Source organism: Actinocatenispora thailandica (assembly GCF_016865425.1).
Taxonomy (GTDB): domain Bacteria; phylum Actinomycetota; class Actinomycetes; order Mycobacteriales; family Micromonosporaceae; genus Actinocatenispora; species Actinocatenispora thailandica.
In genome coordinates, this window is record NZ_AP023355.1 from 3655475 (window position 1) to 3670791 (window position 15317).

Consider the following 15317-nt stretch of genomic DNA (forward strand, 5'->3'; position numbering starts at 1 on the left):
GCAGCCCTTGGCGGCCCTTTGCTCTGGACACCTGAGCGCACCACCGGGTGGTGCATACGAGTGTCCAGAGCAAAGGGTGCAGCGAAGGGATGGCCGCTCTGGGCGCCCGCCACGAGGGAGCGGCGGCCGGCGCCGCCCGCCACGAGGGGTGCGGACGGCGCCGGCGCTGCGGTCAGCGGTGCGACTGGTACTGGACGACCTGCTGGTAGGTGGGCCGGTTCTGCCAGCCGATCGTCGGATCGGTGACGCCGCCCAGCGGGTGCTGGATGATCGAGTCGGCGCACCACTGGTCGCCGGCGTCGCAGCTGTCGTCACCCGGGTACACCTGATCGGCCGGTTCGGCCGCGGCCTGCCGCAGGCTGGTCAGCAGCGCGGTACGGCACTGGGCCAGGTCACCGCCGCCGCAGAAGGTGGCGCCGAGCCCACCGGACACCGGCTTGCCGAGTACCGACCGCAGGTCCTTGTGCACGTAGCCCCACCAGCCGTACTGGAAGGACGAGCCCTTGTGGCCCTGGGACTCGTTGACCGAGCTACCGCCGCCGGTGTCGCCGTTCTGCCCGCCGGACGGCGACTCGTTGATCTGCAGCGCCGCGGCCTGCGCCGCGTACAGCGAGTCGCCCATGTCCGGGCGGAACTCGGCCGAGACCAGCAGCGGCCACCACGCGTCCATGATCCGGATGGTGTCTGCGTCCACGTAGGACTTGTCGCCGGCGCTGGCGGACACCCGGTGCGAACCCGCCTGCTGCCATGCCTTCAGCGCGTCCACCACCTTGGCCAGGTCCGGGTCGGTGACCGGAGCGGTGTCGATGACCTGCAGGGCCAGCGGCAGCACGTCCTCACCACGCAGGTCGGCGTTGGCCGCGTCCTCCATCGCCTTGGTCAGGTCCGCCCGGGTCACCTTCTGACCGCTGTCGACCAGCGCCCTGACCCGGTCGTCGAGCAGGTTCGCCCGGTGTACCGGGCCGTCTCCCGGGCCCGAGGTGGAGTAGTCGAGGGCCTGCTTGTTGTTCCAGCTGACGTAGTAGTCCTGGTTTCGCGACTGCGGATGCGCGGCGAACGGGGTGTACTTCGCGGTGTTGTCGGACGGATCGAAGTCGACCCACTCGTACTGCGGCTCCGCCCTGGTCGGCAGGTCGAAGTCCACCGTGGACGGGCGCACCGGGTTGTCGCCGGAGTTGAAGTACGCGGTGTCGGTCGAGTCGACGTAGAACCAGTTGAACGTGTAGTTCACGTCGGCCGCGGCGTGCTGGAAGTCGGTCGCGGAGTGGATCGCACCCGGATCGTTGAACTCCTGGAACCCGATGATCGAGTCCACCTCGTGCCGGTAGCTGGAGCGCAGCGTGGTGAACACCACCGGCTTGCCGTCCACCGTGGCCCGGGACTGCACCAGCCCGTACTTCGTCCGGTACATCACCAGCTTGTACGAGCCCTTCGCGGTCTGGTCGGCCAGCGTCGGCGACCACGCGTCGTCGCGCTCCAGCCGCTGCATCGCGGTGCACTTGCCGTGGTAGAGGTACGACTGCGACGCCTTCGTCGCGGGCGACCCGTCGGCGTTGCACAGCGGTACCGCGTAGGTGTCGGTGATGTCCTGGCCGGCCGAGGTGGCGCTCCACGAGTAGTCCTGGCCGCGCCCGAGCTCCACGTAGAAGCTCAGCCCGGCGAACGCGGCACCGCGGGCGCTGATCCCGGGACCCTCCAGCTCCTCCAGCATCAGCAGCTGCGGCGCGTAGTAGCCGGTCTGCGGACCGAACACCGCGACCGGGTGCCCGCCCTCGGCATGCGCGGCGGACACCACCAGCGCGTTGGACATCCCGCGCTTCGGCGAGTTCAGCAGGTCCGCGGGCAGCACCCCGTGGTTGTACATGCCGGCCACCGAGGAGTACTTCTTCGGCGCCGCGGCGGCCTTCGACACCGCCGAGGAGCCGGCGGAGCCGGTCGGGTCGTACACCAGTTGCTCGGGGGTCACCGAACCCGGGTCGGGCATCGCCACGCTCGGCGCGTCGGCGCCGGCCCCGCCGTACGGGAACTTCTGCCCGTCGTGCACGGTCAGCACCGCCTCCGGGTCGTTCTGCTCCCGGAACGCCTGCCACATCGCGTCGCCCCTGGCCATCCCGTACTTGGCGTCGAACGCCTGCTTGGCCAGCGCGTTGGTGACCTCGTTGCCGCCGCCGGAGCCGAACAGCGCGCCGATCACCGCGGCGATCGCGACCAGGTCGGTCGGCTTGAAGTGGTCGATCCCGCCGGCATTGGTGATCGGGTCTACGTGCCCGGTCAGGTCGTACTCGCCGGGGAAGGTGCGCGACGAGTACGCCTTGTCGATGTAGGCGTTGACCCCGTCGACGTAGTTGGTCACGTCCCGCAACGCCTGCGCACCGCGGGCGCCGGAGCTCGCCACCCGGTCGACCTGGTCCTGCAGGTCCTGCTCGGTGTACGGCGCCTGCCGCCAGAACTGCTGCTCCAGCGCCCGGTTGCCCGGGGCGCCGCCGGCGAAGCCGGTCAGCTCGCCGCGGCCGACGTGCCGGAACAGGTCCATCAGCCACAGCCGGTCCTGCGCGGCGGCGTAGCCGGCGCCGTACTCGGTACCGGCCCGGGTGCTGCCGTAGACGTGCGGCACGCCGGTGGCCTTGTCCCGCACGATCGTCACGTCGTCGCGCGGCTGGATGCTGCTCGCCACCTGGTCGTCGGGCACGCCCAGGGACGAGTCGTCGAAGTAGCTGCCGAGCTTGTCGTCGGTCAGCTGCTGGTAGCCGTCGACCAGGTCGGCGTACTTGCCGAGCTGGTCGGCGGTGTGCTTGGGCCGGGTGCCCAGGGTGCGGTTGAGCAGGATCTGCGCCAGCGTGGCGTTGCCGTTCTCTCCCGGCGGCAGGATGTCGTTGCAGTGGCCCTGGCAGTAGTCGGTGACCGAGTCGGCCGGCGAGTCGGAGCGGGCGCTCGCCGGGCCGGCCACCAGCAGCGCGGCCAGGCAGCCGAGCGCGCCGACCAGGGACACCGTTCTGCGGGTTGACGGGCGGATTCGAATCATGCGCGATCCCCTCCACGGGTCATCGGCAGGTCGCGAGATTTTCTCGTGTTTGATGATCGCGCCGCGGCAGGGGACAGACAAGTCCCTGATGCCGGATTTCTTTACTTCGTGGTAACCGGACCCGCCGAACCCGGTACCGCCCGCTCCGCCCCGATCAGCCGATCTCGTCGACGAGGTCGGCGATCGACTCCACCACCCGCGACGGACGGTACGGGAAGCGCTCGATCTCGTCGCGCTGGGTGATGCCGGTCAGCACCAGCACGGTCTCCAACCCGGCCTCCATCCCGCACAGCACGTCGGTGTCCATCCGGTCGCCGATCATCACCGTGGACTCCGAGTGCGCCTGCACGGTGTTCAGCGCCGAACGCATCATCATCGGGTTCGGCTTGCCCACGAAGTACGGCTCGACGCCGGTCGCCTTCGAGATCAGCGCCGCCACCGACCCGGTCGCCGGCAGCACCCCCTCGCTCGACGGGCCGGTCGGATCGGGGTTGGTGGCGAGGAACCGCGCCCCGTCGCCGACCAGCCGGATCGCCCGGGTGATCGCCTCGAAGCTGTAGGTGCGCGTCTCCCCCAGGATCACGTAGTCCGGGTCGTGGTCGCTCAACACGTACCCGATCTGGTACAGCGCGGTGGTCAGCCCGGCCTCCCCGATCACGTACGCCGAGCCGCCCGGCCGCTGGTCGTTCAGGAACTGCGCGGTCGCCAGCGCCGAAGTGAAGATCGCCTCCTCCGGCACCGCGATACCCATCCGGTCCAGCCGGGCCTGCAGGTCGCGTGGCGTCTGCATCGAGTTGTTGGTCAGCACCAGGTAGCGCTTACCCGAGTCGCGGAGCCGCTTGATGAACTCCTGCGCGCCGGGGACCGGGGACCCCTCGTGGATCAGCACCCCGTCCATGTCGGTCAGCCAGCACTCGGTGGGCCTGCGTGTGGTCATACCCCATCCTGTCCGATCCGGGCGCCGGCGCGGGTGCCGACCCGGTGAAGATCGGCCGGCCGATCCGGTCCGTACCTCGTGTGCGACCATGACCGCGACGATCATCAGGCGCCGAGGAGGGCACACGTGACGGCAGCGAACGAGGCCGAACTGATCCAGCGGATGTGGTTCGGCACCGTCGAGGAGGCCATCGAGGCGGTCAACGCCGCCGCCACCCTCGGCTTCGGCGTCACCCTGCACAACGAGTCGGTGCCGGACGAGGAAGAAGGCGCCAGCACCGAGCAGTGGATCGTCGCCCTCTACTCCGAGGCACCCACCGCCACCCCCGACCCCGCCGAGTAGGCGGCGCTGGTCCGGGCACCGGCGGCGCCCGGACCAGGTGTCGTCAGGCGTGCTCGTCGTAGTGCGGGTTGGCGGTGACGCCGACGCCGCGGTGGTCGTCCCAGTGGTACACGTCCCGACCACCGACGAACACCCGCAGGGCGCGGCTGGTGACGTCCAGCGGGTCGCCGGACCACAGCACCACGTCGGCGTCGCGACCGGCGGCGAGCGTACCGACCCGGTCGTCGAGGCCGAGCATCCGCGCCGGGTTGGCGGTGATCGAGCGCAGCGCGGTGTCCCGGTCCAGGCCCTCCTTGACCGAGAGCGCGGCCTGGTAGATCAGGAAGTCGATCGGTACCACCGGGTGGTCGGTGATGATCGCGATCTCGACGCCGGCCCGGTCCAGGATGCCGGGGTTGCGCAGCGAGCGCTGCGCCACCTCGACCTTCGACCGGTTGGTGAACAGCGGGCCGATCATCACCGGGATCTGCTTGTCCGCCAACAGATCGGCCAGCAGGTGCGCCTCGGTTCCGTGGTTGACCACCAGCCGGTAGCCGAACTGCTCGGACAGCCGCACCGCGGTCGCGATGTCGTCGGCACGGTGGGTGTGCTGGCACCACGGGATCTCACCGGACAGCACCCGCGCGAGCGTCTCGTAGGTCGCGTCGCGGTCGAACGGCTTGCCCTCGTCGGCGGCGTGCGCGCGGGCCGCAACGTAGTCCTGGGTGCGCAGGAACGCGTCCCGGATGACGGCGGCCACGCCGAGCCGGGTGGACGGCAACTTCTTCTGCTCGCCGTACACCCGCTTCGGGTTCTCCCCCAGCGCGCTCTTCACGCTGGCCGGGTCGCGCACGATCATCTCGTCGACGGTGCGGCCCCAGGTCTTGATCGCCGCGGTCTGGCCGCCGATCGGATTCGCCGAGCCCGGCTTGACCACCACCGTGGTGATGCCGCCGGCCAGCGCGTCGGCCAGGCCGATGTCGGCCGGGTTGATGCCGTCCGAGGCGCGCAGCCGGGCACCGTTCGGGTCGGTCATCTCGTTGTAGTCGCGGCCCTCCCAGCCGATGCCCTCTTCACCGATGCCGGCGTGCACGTGCCCGTCGACGAACCCGGGCAGCACCCACTGACCCGTCGCGTCCACGGTGCGAGCCCCGGCCGGTACGGTCACCTCGCCGGCCGCCCCGACCGCGGTGATGCGCCCACCCTCGCAGAGCACGACGCCGTCGTCGATCGGCTCCGCCCCGACCGGCACGACCCGGCCGCCGGTGATCGCCAGCTGTTCCGCCATGAAAGTTCTCCCTTCGCCGCCCCCAGCTTGCCGCACTCCCCGGTCGGCGCCGACGTGGACCGGCCGACGCCGGCGTCCGGCCCGGGTACCGACCCGGTCGGGCCGGCAGGTCGGGCGCGAGCCGGGACCGGCCAATGGCATCGTGGGCGGATGGACACACGGCATGGCGTGATCTTCGACCTGGACGGCGTCCTGGTCGATTCCGAGCAGTGGTGGGACGAGATCCGGCGCGGCGTGGTCGCCGAGTTCGGTGGTCGCTGGACCGACGAGGCGACCACCGCGATGCTGGGCATGTCCACCCCGGAGTGGGCCCGCTACCTGGTCGAGACGCTCGGCGTGCGGGGCACGCCGGAGCAGGTCGCCGGCACGGTGATCGACCGGATGGCCGACCGGTACGCGGCGGGTCCGCCGCTGCTGCCGCACGCCGTGCAGGCGGTCCGGGACGCGGCGCGGCGGGTACCGGTCGCGATCGCCACCTCGTCCCCGCCGCGGATCATCGAGGCGTTCCTGTCCGGTACCGGGCTGGCCGGCACGGTGCGCGCCGCGGTGTCCTCCGAGCAGGCCGGCGCCGGCAAGCCGGACCCGGCGGTGTACCTGGCCGCCGCGGCCGGCATCGACGTACCGGCCGGTGACTGCGTGGCGATCGAGGACTCCAGCAACGGACTGCGCGCCGCGCTCAACGCCCGGATGACGGTGATCGCCGCGCCGAATCCGCACTTCCCACCGGCCCCCGACGTGCTGGCCCGGGCCGGGTACCGGATCGACTCGCTCACCGAGCTGGCGCCGACGCTGGACCGGATCTGGCCCGCCTGAGCCGACCGGATCCGGCCCGGGGCCGTGGCGCACGGCTGGGCGTCGCGTTCTCGGCGCACGGCTGGACGTCGCGTTCTCGGCGCACGGCTGGACGTCGCGTTCTCGGCGCACGGCTGGGCGTCGCGTTCTCGGCGCACGGCTGGACGTCGCGTTCTCGGCGCACGGCTGGACGTCGCGTTCTCGGCGCACGGCCGGGCGTGCCGGCCGACCGAACGTCGCCGCCGACCGACGGAGCGGCGGGCAGCGGTGCGTTCAGACAGCGAGCCGGTCCAGGTAGCAGACGGTGGCGATCTTGTGCGAGTCGGTGGTCGAGATCGTCTCGGCGAAGCCGAACGCCAGCCGCGGCCGGCCGCCGGGGCCGAGCTGGATCGCCATCCCCTCCGGCTCCCGGAACCGCATGTCGTTCGCGACGCTCAGCAGCTGCCGGTCCTCGACCGCGCCGTCGGTCCACCGCACCCGGGTGACCACGGTGTTGCCGGTCGGTGGTACCGACCCGGAGTGGCCGAAGGCGTTGCCCTCGATCAGGTACAGGTAGCGGCCGTAGCTGGCGTAGCCCTGGAAGTCGGTGGCGAGCACGTCGGGCTGGGCGACCTCCGCGATCGGCTCGACGACGCCGGCGCGCAGCTGCGGCAGCAGGTACAGCGCGTACCGGAAGTGGCCGTCGACGCGGTGCCGCATGGTCAGCGTGCGGTGCACCGGGTCGGTCGAGGCGGTGGTGCGGTCGGCACCGGGCACCGGGGCGTACTGCCGCAGGCTCGGCGAATCGGGGGTGAGGACCGCGCCGTCGGCGAACGGGAACCGGCCGAGCACGCTGCCCCAGCCGTGCTTGCCGTCGTCGGCGATCGCCTTCGTCTCGGTCCACAGGTACGCGCCGCGCGGCGACGGTTCGACGCCGATCTGCACGCCGTGGCCGAACCCGGTGAGGAACATGTGACCGAGCACCGTGCCGGTGCGGTCCAGCCGGCTCAGGCACAGGTCGCCGTGCAGGTCGCGGGTGGCGCCGGCGACCGGGGCACCCTCCCCGGGCAGCTGCTGGCCGCCCTGCATCAGCTGCACGGTGTACAGCTCGTCGCGGGTGTCGTCGAACGCCAGCGCCTGCAGCACGGTGTTGTTGAACAGCGGCCGGTCCCGCCACAGCACGTGCCCCGGTGCGTCCAGCGCGAACCGCGGCGAGCGCGGCAACGCCGGCGCACCGGCGATCGTCGCCGCGGCGCTCGCGGTACCGGTGGCGAGCGAGCCGATGCCCGCGCCGAGGGCGATGCCGCCGGCGGCGAGCACGGCACGCCGGCTGAGCTGCCGCTGTCCGCCAGGAGTCTCGACCACGCCTGACCTCCCTCCACCTGCCGCATCCGATACGCGGCAGGCACAGCATGACCGGGACAGGAACAGAAATCAACGGTAGAACAGGCTCAATCTCGCAATGCTTGACGTGAAGTTCGCAAGGCAGATCTCGACTCACGCCATCGACGGCGACCGTGCGCGGCCAGGCCGGCACGGTACGGCGTGATGCCGGCGCCGTGACCGGTGGCGTGCGGCGCGCATGGCACCATCACGGTCTCGACCCACCGGCCAGAGAGGCGGCCCCGTGCACGGCTCGACGATCAGCGAGGTCTGGCATCAGGTCATCGGCACCCAGCCGGCGGCGCCGTTGACACTGGTGCTGGTCACCGGCGTCGTCACGCTGCTCGTCGTCGGCTACGGGCCGGTCTGGCGGGTGGCCCGCAACGCGATCACGATCGCGCACGAGGGTGGCCACGCCCTGGTGGCGCTGCTGTCCGGCCGCCGGCTGACCGGCATCCGGTTGCACTCCGACACCTCCGGCGTCACCGTGTCGGTCGGCAAGCCGACCGGACCCGGCATGGTGTTCACCGGGCTCGCCGGGTACATCGCACCGTCGCTGCTGGGGTTGGGCGCGGCGGCGATGGTCACCGCGAACCGGCTCACCGCGCTGCTGTGGCTGACCCTGTTGCTGCTGCTCGCGATGCTGATCATGATCCGCAACGCGTACGGGGTACTCACCGTGGTGGTCACCGGCGTCGCGCTGTTCGTGATCTCCTGGTTCACCTCGCCGACCGTGCAGGCCGCCGCCGCGTACCTGATCACCTGGTTTCTGTTGCTCGGCGGGCTGCGGCCGATCTTCGAGCTGCAGACCAAGCGCGCCCGCCGGCAGGCGCCCAGCTCCGACGCCGACCAGCTGCACCGGCTCACGGGGGTACCCGGCATCGTCTGGGTCGTGGTGTTCTTCCTCGTCGCCGCCGGCTGCCTGCTGATCGGCGGCTACTGGCTGGTGCCCGAACTGCCCTCCATCGCCGGCGTCACGGGCTGACCCGGGTCGGCCCGCCAGCGCCGGTGTCCCGGGCCGGGCCGGGTCAGCACTCGACCACCGGCAGCTCGCCGCCGGCGCCGCGGTCATCCAGGATCTTCGCCACGGTTCGACCGAGTCGGCGCCGCTCCGCCGCGGGCAGCGGGCCGAGCAGGTCGTCCTCCACCCGGTCCAGCACCTCGGCCGCGGTGCCCAGCACCGCCGCGCCCGCGTCGGTGAGTTCGACCAGGTGCCGGCGGCGGTCGGCGGGATCGCGGCGACGCCGCACGTAGCCGTGCCGCTCCAGATCGTCGAGCATCGCCACCAGGGTCGTCCGGTCGATGCCGGACCGCTCGGACATCCCCTGCTGCGACGGCACGCCGCCGGCCGCCAGGGTCAGCACGCGCAGGTGCCGGCCGGTCAGGCCGTACTCGGCCAGCGCCGCGTCGGCCAGCGTCAGGGCGACCTTGCCCAGCTCCACGAGCCGGAACCCGGTTCGCCCGAGCAGGTCGGCCTCGGCATCGGTCGGCGCGGTGATCGACATGGGCCCAGCTTATTCCGCTCGCCGTCCTGGTGCCGCTAGACTGATCATCAGCGACACTGACGATTTGGAGTTCTGATGGAATATCGAGGAACGACCGCGCTCGTCACCGGCGCCTCCAGCGGCATCGGCGCGGCCCTGGCCGAGCAGCTCGCCGCGCGGGGCGCCGACGTGGTCCTGGTGGCCCGCTCGGTCGACACCCTGACCGCCCTCGCCGACCGACTGCACGCCGAGCACGGCGTCCGGGCCGAGGTGCTCGGCGCCGATCTGACCGACCCGCAGGCCGTCCACACCATCCAGGCCGAGCTGGACCGCCGCCGGGTGACCGTCGATCTGCTGGTGAACAACGCCGGGATCGGGAGCGCCGGCCGCTTCGCCGAGATCCCCGCGGCGCGCACCCGGACCGAACTCGCGCTCGACGTGTCCGCACTGGTCGAGTTGACCCACGCGTTCCTGCCCGAGATGCTCCGACGCGGCTCGGGCGGGATACTCAACGTCGCCTCCACCGCGGCCTTCCAACCCGCGCCGTACATGGCGGTCTACGCGGCGGCGAAGTCCTTCGTGCTGTCGTTCAGCCGGGCGCTGTGGGCCGAGTACCGGACCGCCGGCATCCGGGTCACCACGGTGTGCCCGGGGCCGGTCCGCACCCGGTTCGCCGCCGGGCTCGGTACCCCGCAGCCGGAGATCGGGCAGCTGCGCACCGCGACCCAGGTGGCCGTCGCCGCGCTCGACGGGTACCAGCGCGGCCGGCACACCGTGGTGCCCGGCGCGATCAACGGGCTGATGCAGGGCGTCCGGTTCCTGCCGACCCGGTTGGTACTGGCAATCGGCCGGCGCGCCGTCGGCCGGGTGGTCGGCGCCGCGCACAGCCCGGAGCTGACCCCCGCCTGATCACCGGCCGCCACGGTGCCGCGGCCCCGGCGGCTCCGGGCCCGCGGGTGACCCGGCCCTTCGGCGGCGGCCCCGGCGGCTCCGGGCCCGCGGGTGACCCGGTGCTTCGGCGGCGGCGCCGGGCCAGGCGGGCGCCGGTCACCGCGCCGCGGACACCGTGAGCAGTGCGTCGGCGGTCTCGGTGCGGGCGTAGAGGACCACCCGGCCGGCCCGGTGCGAGGCGACCAGGCCGGCCGCACGCAACAGCGCCAGCTGCTGGGAGACGGCGCCGGCGGTCAGCCCGGTGCGGCGGGCGAGTTCGGTGGTGGACGCCGGTGCGACCAGCTCGGCGAGCAGCCGGGCGCGGGCCCGGCCGAGCACGGCGCCCAACGCCTGCGGGCCGACCGCGCTGCCGGACTCCCAGACCGTGGCGATCCCGCGCGGCGGGTAGAGCAGCGTCGGCTGCCAGGGCCGCTGGCTGATCGTGTACACGCTGGGCCAGGCGAACACCGACGGCACCAGCACCAGGCCGGCGCCGTCCAGGCTGCGCGAGTCGTGCCAGTGCTTGTGCCGCACGTACAGCCGGTCGTCGGCGAAGCTGACCCGCTCGTGCAGGTCGCCGAACAGCAGGTACGCGCCGCCCTCGGCGAGCCGGCGGGCCCGGTAGGCGATCTCGCCCTCCAGCAGGCCGCGCACCCGCGGCCAGTCCGGTGCGAGCGCGACGCGCCAGTACTCGGTCAGGGTGTCGGCCAGCTCGGCCAGCCCGGAGGCCGGGTCGTCGGCCAGCCGGGCGGCGAACGGCCCGGCCGGGGTACCCATCCGGCGCAGTTCGGCGCGCACCTGTTCCGGCGCGGTCGCCCGGACCGCGGCCAGCTCGGCGGTGAAGTCCGGTACCGGCGTGGTCGGCGGCGGGGTGAGGAAGTCCGGGATGTACCGCAGCGGTTGGGGCACCAGCTCCAGCAGCGGCCCGAGGTCGACACCCGCCTCGGCCAGCGCCGCACGAGCCCGCCGGATCCACGGCAGGTGCAGCGCCCGGTCGGCCGGGTGACGCAGCGCACGGACGCTGACCACCGCTTCCCACAGCGGCGAGAACGCGAACCGGATGCGCAGCACGTCCTCGGTGGAAAACGCGAGCTCCAGCACGATGCCTCCGATCGGAGATTCAGCTCAGTCTAAATCTCTGGAAAGGAGCGAATGCGGCCGGCGACAGTTACCCGCGTGACTCCGCACAGCACCGACGAACGCCCCCGACCACACACCGGCACCGGCATCCCGGCGCAGCGCCGGTCCCGCCTCGCCGGTGGGATGCAGACGCACCTCGGCGGGCTGCCGCGCACCTTCTGGATCCTGTTCGGTGGCCAGCTGGTGAACCGGATCGGCGGCATGGTCGCCGCGTTCCTGGTGCTCTACCTCGGTGCGCAGGGGCTGTCCGCCGGCCAGATCGGCGCGGTGCTGGCGGCACGCGGGGTCGGCTCGCTCGTCTCCCAGCCGCTCGGCGGACTGCTGGCCGACCGGGTCGGCCGCCGCTTCACGCTGCTGACCGGGCTCGTCGCGACCAGCGGCGCGCTGGTGCTGCTCGGCGCGGTGCACCCGCTACCGGCGATGATCGCCGCGGCGGCGCTGCTCGGCGCGGTCAGCGAGCTGTACCGGCCGGCGTCCTCGGCGCTGGTCGCCGACGTGGTGCCGCCGGCCGCCCGGGCCAAGGCGTACGGGCTGCTGTTCTGGGCGGTCAACCTCGGCTTCGCGGTGGCGAGCCTGCTCGCCGGGTTCCTCGCCGAGCACGGGTACTGGCTGCTGTTCACCGTCGACGCCGGCTCCGGGCTGGCGTTCGCGGTCATCATCGCGGTGGGCATCCCGCGCGGGACCGCGGGCCGGCCGCAGCCGGCCACCGGCGGCGACCGGGCCGGCTACCGCACCGCGCTGCGCGACCCGCTGCTGGTGGCGCTGGTGCTGCTCACCCTCGCCTACGCCACCCTGTACAACCAGGCGCAGGTGGCGATCCCGCTGGCGATCCGGGACCACGGCCTGCCGGCCACCGTGTACGGCACCGCCGCGGCGGTCAACGGCATCGTGATCGTCGTGCTGCAACCGGTCCTGACCACCTGGCTGGCGCGGTTCGACCGGATGAAGGTGCTCGCCGCGTCGTGGGCGCTGGTCGGCGGCGGCATGGCGCTCACCGGCCTGGCCCACACCGCCTGGCAGTACTGCCTGGTCGTGGTGGTGTGGACGGTCGGGGAGGTGGGCACCGCCGGGTTCACCGCGGCGCTGGTCGCCGACCTCGCCCCGGCCCAGGCGCGCGGCCGCTACCAGGCGATGTTCGGCTGGGGCTGGTCCGCCGCGAGCCTCACCGGCCCCACCGCCGGTACGTTCGTCTACGGCACGCTGGGGCCGGCCGCGACCTGGCTCGGTTGCCTGGCGATCGGGGTGCTGTGTGGCGCCGGCGCGCTGCTGCTGGCCCGCCGGGTCGCCCACCGCCGGGCGGTCGCGCTGGGCCTCGCGGCGGGCTGACCGGACGACCGGGACGAACCGTCCGGTGACCGGCAGGTGACGGGTCGGTGGCCGATAGGCGGCGACTGCATCGTGGTACCCGCCACCCGGCGTGGTCGGGTACCCCGGCGGGGACTCTAGGCTGGGTGCATCAGCCCGGGCCGTCGGCCGCGTCGCCGGCCCGGATGCCGAGCAGCGACGCACGGCCACCGCCTGAGCGAGAAAGGATGCTCGTGGTCATCGACAACGCCACCCAGCAACCCGTCCGTGCCCTGCTGTTGGAGGGCATTCACCCCGACGCGCAGAGCCGGCTGGAGAAGGCCGGGTACCAGGTGGAGACCCTGGGTCGCGCGCTGGACTCCGACGAGCTGGCGAGCCGGCTGGACGGCGTGCAGCTGCTCGGCATCCGCTCCAAGACGCAGGTCACCGAGCAGGTGCTGGCCGCCGCGCCGAACCTGCTCGCGGTCGGTGCGTTCTGCATCGGTACCAACCAGATCGACCTGGCGGCCGCCGCCGCCCGCGGCGTCGCGGTGTTCAACGCGCCGTTCTCCAACACCCGCAGCGTGGTGGAGATCGCGCTGTCCGAGATCATCGCGCTGACCCGGCGGTTGACCGAGAAGAACGCGAGCCTGCACGCCGGGGTCTGGGACAAGTCGGCGACCGGCGCGCACGAGGTGCGGGGCCGGCGGCTCGGCATCGTCGGCTACGGCAACATCGGCACCCAGCTGTCGGTGCTGGCCGAGAACCTCGGCATGTCGGTGTACTTCTACGACACCGCCGACAAGCTGGCGCTGGGCAACGCGCGCCGCTGCGGCTCGCTGGACGAGCTGCTCAGCGAGGTCGACGTGGTGACCCTGCACGTGGACGGCCGGCCCGGCAACAGCGGCATGTTCGGCGCCGACGAGTTCGCCCGGATGCGGCCCGGCAGCCTGTTCCTCAACCTGTCCCGCGGCTTCGTGGTCGACCACCTGGCGCTACGCGACAACATCACCTCGGGCCACCTGGCCGGCGCCGCGATCGACGTGTTCCCGGCCGAGCCGAAGGGCCGCGGCGACGAGTTCGTCTCCGAGCTGCAGGGCCTGCCGAACGTCATCCTCACCCCGCACATCGGCGGCTCCACCGAGGAGGCGCAGCAGGACATCGGCCAGTTCGTGGCCGGCAAGTTCCGCGACTTCATCGAGGCCGGCGCGACCGCGATGAGCGTCAACTTCCCGCAGCTGGACCTGGGCGAGCGGCCCGGCGCGCGCCGACTGGTGCACGTGCACCGCAACGTGCCCGGCGTGCTGGCGAAGATCAACGGCCTGCTCGGCGAGCACCGGGTCAACGTCGACGGCCAGCTGCTCGGTACCCGTGGCGAGATCGGCTACGTGATCACCGACATCGGTTCCCGCGGCAGCGCCGAGGTGTTGGCCGGGCTGTCCGCGATGCCGGAGACGATCCGGCTGCGTGCGCTCGACTGACCCGACCCGGGTGGGGCGGTTCGCCCCACCCGGCACCCGTCGGGCGATCGGCACCGCCCGGTGTCCGTTTGCCGGTCCCACAGTGAGTCTTCTCGCCCCCGAGTACCGGCGGCAGTGATCATCGGCCCGATATCCTGGGGCCATCGGCGGTGGGGCCCGCCGTCCGGCACCTGCCGGAAAACCGCACCAACCGGTCGCCAACGGTCCCTACCAGGTGCACGACACACCCGGTAGGCGAGGGAGCCCGCAGATGACACACGGCCAGGGCGCCGCGATGGACGAGCACGCGTCGCCGCAGGAGCCCACCGGCAGCCACGAGCACCGCGCCGACGATCCGGCTCCGGGCGCGACCACCGATGCGGGGCGCCCGCCGGTGGCGACCGATCCGGACGTCGACCTGCACGTGCCGCAGCAGCGGCAGGAGCTTCGCCGGCACCCGGTGGTACTGCTGGGCACGATCGCCGCGGGCGGCGTGCTCGGCGCGTTCGGCCGCTACGGGCTGTCGGTGGCGATGCCGCACGGCCAGTCCGGCTTTCCCTGGTCGACGTTCCTGGCCAACGTCTCGGGGGCGTTCCTGATCGGGGTGCTGATGGTGCTGATCGCCGAAGTCCTGCCGGCGCACCCGCTGCTTCGGCCGTTTCTCGGGGTCGGCGTGCTCGGCGGCTACACCACCTTCTCGACGTCCATCGTGGACACCCGGCAGCTGGTGGTGGCGGGCACCGCCCGCACCGCCCTGCTCTACCTGCTCGCCACGCTGGTCTGTGCCGTGCTCGCGTCGCTGGCCGGGACACTGCTCGCCCGTACGCTGGCGGCGCGGGGAGGCCGGGCATGACGCTGGTGCTGATCGCGATCGGCGCCGCCATCGGCGCGCCGGCACGCTATCTGGTCGATCGGGCCGTGCAGTCCCGGCACGATTCGGTGTTCCCGTGGGGCACGTTCACCGTCAACGTGCTCGGCTCGTTCCTGCTCGGGTTCGTCGTCGGCGGCGCGGGCGTGATCTCCCCGGCACTGACCGCGCTGCTGGGCACCGGCCTGTGCGGTGCGCTCACCACGTACTCGACGTTCAGCTACGAGACGCTGCGGCTGCTGGGGACCGGCGGTCGCAGCCTGGCGGTGCTCAACGTGGTGGCCAGCCTGGCCGGTGGGCTCGGTGCCGCGTTCGCCGGCTTCGCCGTGGCCAGCGCGGTCTGGGGCTGACCGCGCTGGCCACGGCGCGCCGCGGTGGGGCCGCCGGGCAGCGGCCGCCGGCACGGGAACCGTGCGACGGCCCCGGGGT

The 15317-nt window shown here is 72.7% G+C and carries 14 protein-coding genes; 8 read left to right on the forward strand and 6 right to left on the reverse strand.

Annotation, left to right across the window (positions count from 1 at the left end; all coding sequences use genetic code 11):
- Positions 1-172: 172 nt before the first annotated feature.
- Both Athai_RS16255 and Athai_RS16260 read right to left on the reverse strand, forming a co-directional pair.
- Entirely contained in the window at positions 173-3022 is a 2850-nt protein-coding gene (locus Athai_RS16255; protein WP_203962260.1) for a penicillin acylase family protein, read from the reverse strand.
- Between the two features lie 154 nt (positions 3023-3176).
- On the reverse strand, positions 3177-3959 hold the full coding sequence (locus tag Athai_RS16260) for an HAD-IIA family hydrolase (RefSeq protein WP_203962261.1): 783 nt from the start codon (positions 3957-3959) through the stop codon (positions 3177-3179).
- Between the two features lie 126 nt (positions 3960-4085).
- Here Athai_RS16260 and Athai_RS16265 point away from each other — a divergent pair, with 126 nt between their 5' ends.
- Complete coding sequence (locus Athai_RS16265) at positions 4086-4301, forward strand: hypothetical protein (RefSeq protein ID WP_203962262.1); 216 nt, start codon at positions 4086-4088, stop codon at positions 4299-4301.
- Between the two features lie 43 nt (positions 4302-4344).
- Here the strand turns inward: Athai_RS16265 and Athai_RS16270 are convergent, their stop codons facing one another.
- Positions 4345-5568 (reverse strand): amidohydrolase, encoded by a 1224-nt coding sequence (locus tag Athai_RS16270; RefSeq protein WP_203962263.1) that lies wholly within the window; start codon positions 5566-5568, stop codon positions 4345-4347.
- A gap of 150 nt (positions 5569-5718) precedes the next feature.
- Here Athai_RS16270 and Athai_RS16275 point away from each other — a divergent pair, with 150 nt between their 5' ends.
- The gene (locus tag Athai_RS16275) at positions 5719-6381 is read left to right on the forward strand and encodes an HAD family hydrolase (protein ID WP_203962264.1); all 663 of its coding nucleotides are present in this window, start codon (positions 5719-5721) and stop codon (positions 6379-6381) included.
- Positions 6382-6633: 252 nt separating this feature from the next.
- Here the strand turns inward: Athai_RS16275 and Athai_RS16280 are convergent, their stop codons facing one another.
- Positions 6634-7704, reverse strand: a complete 1071-nt coding sequence (locus tag Athai_RS16280) for a phage baseplate protein (RefSeq protein ID WP_203962265.1) — start codon at positions 7702-7704, stop codon at positions 6634-6636.
- Between the two features lie 262 nt (positions 7705-7966).
- Between Athai_RS16280 and Athai_RS16285 the strand changes: the two genes are divergently transcribed.
- Positions 7967-8707, forward strand: a complete 741-nt coding sequence (locus Athai_RS16285; protein ID WP_203962266.1) for a M50 family metallopeptidase — start codon at positions 7967-7969, stop codon at positions 8705-8707.
- A 43-nt stretch (positions 8708-8750) separates the two neighbouring features.
- Here Athai_RS16285 and Athai_RS16290 read toward each other — a convergent pair whose 3' ends face one another.
- On the reverse strand, positions 8751-9227 hold the full coding sequence (locus tag Athai_RS16290) for a MarR family winged helix-turn-helix transcriptional regulator (protein WP_203962267.1): 477 nt from the start codon (positions 9225-9227) through the stop codon (positions 8751-8753).
- A 75-nt stretch (positions 9228-9302) separates the two neighbouring features.
- Between Athai_RS16290 and Athai_RS16295 the strand changes: the two genes are divergently transcribed.
- Positions 9303-10115 (forward strand): SDR family NAD(P)-dependent oxidoreductase, encoded by an 813-nt coding sequence (locus Athai_RS16295; RefSeq protein ID WP_203962268.1) that lies wholly within the window; start codon positions 9303-9305, stop codon positions 10113-10115.
- A 138-nt stretch (positions 10116-10253) separates the two neighbouring features.
- Here the strand turns inward: Athai_RS16295 and Athai_RS16300 are convergent, their stop codons facing one another.
- Entirely contained in the window at positions 10254-11237 is a 984-nt protein-coding gene (locus Athai_RS16300; RefSeq protein WP_203962269.1) for an ArsR/SmtB family transcription factor, read from the reverse strand.
- A 75-nt stretch (positions 11238-11312) separates the two neighbouring features.
- Between Athai_RS16300 and Athai_RS16305 the strand changes: the two genes are divergently transcribed.
- The 4 genes from Athai_RS16305 (at position 11313) to crcB (ending at position 15238) form a co-directional block, all read left to right on the forward strand.
- Positions 11313-12602: an MDR family MFS transporter gene (locus Athai_RS16305; protein WP_203962270.1), complete on the forward strand. Its 1290-nt coding sequence runs from the start codon at positions 11313-11315 to the stop codon at positions 12600-12602.
- A gap of 206 nt (positions 12603-12808) precedes the next feature.
- Positions 12809-14041, forward strand: coding sequence for a phosphoglycerate dehydrogenase (serA, locus tag Athai_RS16310; protein WP_203962271.1), 1233 nt, complete (start codon positions 12809-12811; stop codon positions 14039-14041).
- 250 nt (positions 14042-14291) lie between these two features.
- Positions 14292-14873: a fluoride efflux transporter FluC gene (locus Athai_RS16315; protein ID WP_239156971.1), complete on the forward strand. Its 582-nt coding sequence runs from the start codon at positions 14292-14294 to the stop codon at positions 14871-14873.
- The gene (crcB, locus tag Athai_RS16320; protein WP_203962272.1) at positions 14870-15238 is read left to right on the forward strand and encodes a fluoride efflux transporter CrcB; all 369 of its coding nucleotides are present in this window, start codon (positions 14870-14872) and stop codon (positions 15236-15238) included. Before Athai_RS16315 ends, crcB begins: the two co-directional genes overlap by 4 nt.
- The last annotated feature ends 79 nt before the right edge of the window (positions 15239-15317 follow it).

Coding starts and splice junctions, on each gene's coding strand:
- Athai_RS16255 (WP_203962260.1), bottom strand. CDS start 3,022: ATGATTCGAATCCGCCCGTCAACCCGCAGAACGGTGTCCCTGGTCGGC.
- Athai_RS16260 (WP_203962261.1), bottom strand. CDS start 3,959: ATGACCACACGCAGGCCCACCGAGTGCTGGCTGACCGACATGGACGGG.
- Athai_RS16270 (WP_203962263.1), bottom strand. CDS start 5,568: ATGGCGGAACAGCTGGCGATCACCGGCGGCCGGGTCGTGCCGGTCGGG.
- Athai_RS16275 (WP_203962264.1), top strand. CDS start 5,719: ATGGACACACGGCATGGCGTGATCTTCGACCTGGACGGCGTCCTGGTC.
- Athai_RS16290 (WP_203962267.1), bottom strand. CDS start 9,227: ATGTCGATCACCGCGCCGACCGATGCCGAGGCCGACCTGCTCGGGCGA.
- Athai_RS16295 (WP_203962268.1), top strand. CDS start 9,303: ATGGAATATCGAGGAACGACCGCGCTCGTCACCGGCGCCTCCAGCGGC.
- serA (WP_203962271.1), top strand. CDS start 12,809: ATGCTCGTGGTCATCGACAACGCCACCCAGCAACCCGTCCGTGCCCTG.
- Athai_RS16315 (WP_239156971.1), top strand. CDS start 14,292: ATGACACACGGCCAGGGCGCCGCGATGGACGAGCACGCGTCGCCGCAG.
- crcB (WP_203962272.1), top strand. CDS start 14,870: ATGACGCTGGTGCTGATCGCGATCGGCGCCGCCATCGGCGCGCCGGCA.